This is a genomic window from Haloferax sp. Atlit-4N (genome assembly GCF_003383025.1).
Taxonomy (GTDB): domain Archaea; phylum Halobacteriota; class Halobacteria; order Halobacteriales; family Haloferacaceae; genus Haloferax; species Haloferax gibbonsii.
Window position 1 is genome coordinate 1 of sequence record NZ_PSYY01000028.1, and the last position, 3,658, is coordinate 3,658.

2 protein-coding genes are annotated in these 3,658 nt (G+C 56.3%); both read right to left on the bottom strand.

Annotated elements, in window-relative coordinates:
- The coding region (locus tag C5C07_RS20315) for a UvrD-helicase domain-containing protein (protein WP_147302077.1) at positions 1 to 953 on the bottom strand (953 nt) is incomplete at its 3' end.
- Entirely contained in the window at positions 950 to 3,538 is a 2,589-nt protein-coding gene (locus C5C07_RS20320) for a PD-(D/E)XK nuclease family protein (protein ID WP_199522778.1), read from the bottom strand. The genes C5C07_RS20320 and C5C07_RS20315, both read right to left, overlap by 4 nt.
- Positions 3,539 to 3,658: the final 120 nt, after the last annotated feature.

A 3,658-nucleotide genomic window follows, 5' to 3' on the forward strand; every position in this document is an offset into this window, starting at 1 on the left:
TTCTCGCTTGAGTCTTGGAACTCGTCGATCATCACGTACTCGAACGCGACGTCATCGCGGAGTCGGTGGTCGTCACAGAGCAGGACGAACGCAAATAGTTGAAGAAAGCTGAAGTTGAGGTAATTCCGACTGAGCGCGAACTCCAGGTACTCGTGGTAGACGTCGTGGACGAAGTTCTTGAGGCCCGCTCGCTGTTCGTCAAATGTTAGTCGTGCGACGGCAACGGGAACTTGCTTTTCACCCCACCCGCCCCGGACCTCGTCTTTCTCAGGTGCGTTCGGAAGGTAGCACTTATCTCTCCCATAGCGCCCGAGCTTTGAGCGAAGCTTGGATTGCTTGTTCCCGTCGTTCCGGGGCTGATTCAGTTCGTCGAAGATCTCGCGAAACGCCTCGAAGTCTCCATCCAAATGCCGCTCGCTGTTTCGGTACCAGCCATCGGCCGTCGGGAAGACACCTTTCGCGGCGAGCTGATTGATCAAACCGAGGAGTTCGACTGGTTCTGTGACGGCGCGGAAGAAGTCGTCGTACTCGGGGTGGTCGTCGCTGAACCGGCGGATAAACTCGCGGAACTGCGCCTTCTCGACGTTCTCGTCTTCGAGGACGCGTGTGGACCCCGTAATTCGGTCGTCGATGCCGAGGAGTGTCGGAGCCTCGAAGCCGTGTTCCATGAGGATGTCGTGACAGAGGCTGTGGAACGTCTGAATCGGGGCGTCAGCGAGTTCACGCATCCCGTAGTCACAGTTGGCGACGATTCGCTCTCGCATCTCCGTCGCCGCGTTGTTGGTGAACGTCACGAGGAGGACATCCTCCGGCTCGACGTCTTCCTGATCGACGATTTCTGCGTATCGACGGGTGACGGTGAACGTCTTCCCGGTCCCCGCGCCGGCGTCGACGACGTGGATGCCCTCTTTACTGTCGATGAGGTCTTGCTGTTGGTCGTTCGGTGTGATCATCGCGACTCACCCTCGAGGATGCAGTCTCGGTTGTCCACGTACCGATAGTTCGGGTCGCCGCCGAGTCCTTGAACCGGGAAGCGCTCATCACCGGCGCGACGGTCGTTCAACTCCGAACGGCGATCTTTGACAAACTGCTCGAATGCGTCTACATCGCCCGAGAAATAGTTCCGTTTTCGAATACGGAGCAAGTATCTTAGCGCCTGCTTGCAGCCGTTTTTCACGTATTTGTAGTCCCCAACACTCTGCTTCATCTGTTCCGTCAAGAGGCGAGCAAACGAAGATTCCATGAGTTCTCCCTTGTCTGTCGTCTCCGGGAATTCGTGTCTGTCCAAGAACGCCAGATACTCCTCGTACTCCACCTGAGAGAAGGTCTTGTTACAGTCGTTCGCCGCGTCTTCCTGCAGTTCGGTGAAGGTGTCTTCCCTCGTGATGTAGCCCTTGTACGTAACGGGATAATACGTTACTGTCGTTAAACAATCCTCCAGAGACCCATTCCCCGTCACCACATCGTCAAGTGTCTCCAGGAAGTGGAAGAACGTAAACCGAAGTTCTTCACCTGGGCGCTCAGTTCGCTGGTGTGCGAGATAGAGAAGCGCTTGAAAGTTTGGTTTGTCGCTCGGTGGGTCGAGCGCTGAGTGTTTGACGATGGAGTACGCCGACTTCTTGGATCCGCTCTTGTAGTCGAGGAGTCGGGTCGGGCTGTGAACGAGGTCGATCTTTCCTTTCAAGCCGAGGTCGGTGTTCTCGAACCAGCGTTCGGTAGTTGACGAATCTATGGGGCGATCGTAATACTCCGCGAAGAAATTCTCTCCCCAGCTACTATCTGGCGTCCTGAAGCCGCCACTTTGAGGAGGATTTGCATCCAGAAATTCGACGATGGTTTCGAGGCCGACACGGTATTTCGTGAGTCGGACCTCCCGATCGACGCCCCGGAGGAACGGATCAACCTCATCGAGCATGACTGTGGCGACCTCATCGAGTGTGTCTTTCGTGATGACGTCCGGATGTGAAACATAGAACTCTGCGAAGTCGTGGAACAGGTTCCCCTCCCTGAAGTGTTCCTTGTCGGGGTTATCGACGAGTCGACTGAAGAAGTAATCGCGAGGAGAGTTGACGTAGGTGTTCAGACTCGACTGGCTGAGAGTGGTGACGTCCTCAGGAGAGACGTCGAGTGGTTCGCTTTCGAACCCGTCCTGCGTTGGTCGAAATGCTCGTGAGTGCTGCAGTGAGTCCAAGTCACTGAATCGGTCGAACTCCTCGTCGAACAGTTCCTCGAAGTAGAGACACGGGGTGACCGGCGTCCCACCGGCGGTGTCCTGCACGAGGTAGTACTGGTCGACGCCGTTCTGTAGGAGGAGTTGGAACTGACGGATGTTCCGCTCGAACTCTTGGTCTCGGTCGACCCACGGACGACGAGGCGACGAATGCGTCCATCCTTCGTCGATGCCGAGATAAAATACGACGGTGCGGTCGACGTGAGCGGCCGATTTCGCATCGGCCAAGAGGACACCTTCGTTTTCACGGTCAACGGGAACCTCATACGACTGCAGATAGAATTCGAGTCGGTCAACTGCCGATTCAGTGACGTGGTCGTTCAAGAGGCCAAGCGTCGCGAGTTCCTCTCTGAATGCGTCGATAGTGGTGTCTGTAACCGCCTCGTATGCGTCGATGGCTTCCTCGAACGTGCTGGTGTGCATCTCATCGCGGAACTCGAGGAGCCAGTCGACTTCCGAGCGGTCGAGGTCGAAGAGACGCTTCTCGTCGTGCTCAATATCGATAGACATCCCGAGCTGAGTCAGGAGTGGTCGAACGTCGCCAACTCGTGTATCTCGCCCAGCGTGCGCACTTCGGAGGAGCTGTATGAATGCACGGTGACGGGCATCATCAGTGAACCCTGGACCACCGTAGTATGGGATATCTGCAGCTTCGAGTGCCGACTCAATAAGCGGTGAGTACTGACTAGCTGCATCGAGGACGACAGCCACGTCGCCGGCGTTCTCCGGTGTGACCGTGTCGAGGACGACATCGACGATTGCGGCCGGTGAGTCGAGAATTCGGAACGGTGGGTAGTCGAATGACTCCTCGGTGAACGCGTCGATCGTCTCGTAGTCTGGCGGAAGGATTGAGCGTTCGAGTTCCGTAAACTGCTCGAATCCGACGACAGCGACCGACGTGTCGGCGTCGATGCTGTACTCAGTGAGACGCTTGGACGTCGTGTCCATATCAGCGATGTGGTCGACGGCAGTGTGTGTTGCCGTCGTTGCGAACTGTTCATAGTCGAGAACGGCGTCAGCCGTCCCTTGGTACTCCCAGCACTGGAGGATGTTCCCGACCGCATAGGACGTCTCCTTCCAGTTGAGATCCGTCGTCTCGATGATTTCAAGAAACGCGAGTCGGTCCTCGGCTTGCTCTCGGCGTCGGGCCGCCAAGCGCCGAGGTGTGATCGCGAACGGTCCGAAGTGAGGTTGGTCGAGACGCCGGTTCAGGGCGCTTGCCATTGGCGCATCCGGCACGAGCACAAGGTCGAAATCCTTGCATTCCTCGTAGAGAGAATCGAGAGACTTCGCTCGTGTAATTGACACGGACTATCGAACTCTGGTAGTTCATAAAAATGTATTGTCGGTGACGGAATGAAATTCGCAGACTGCCTGCAGCAATCGAACACTACCACTGGTCTGTATTCTTACTTGGAAATTCGACGG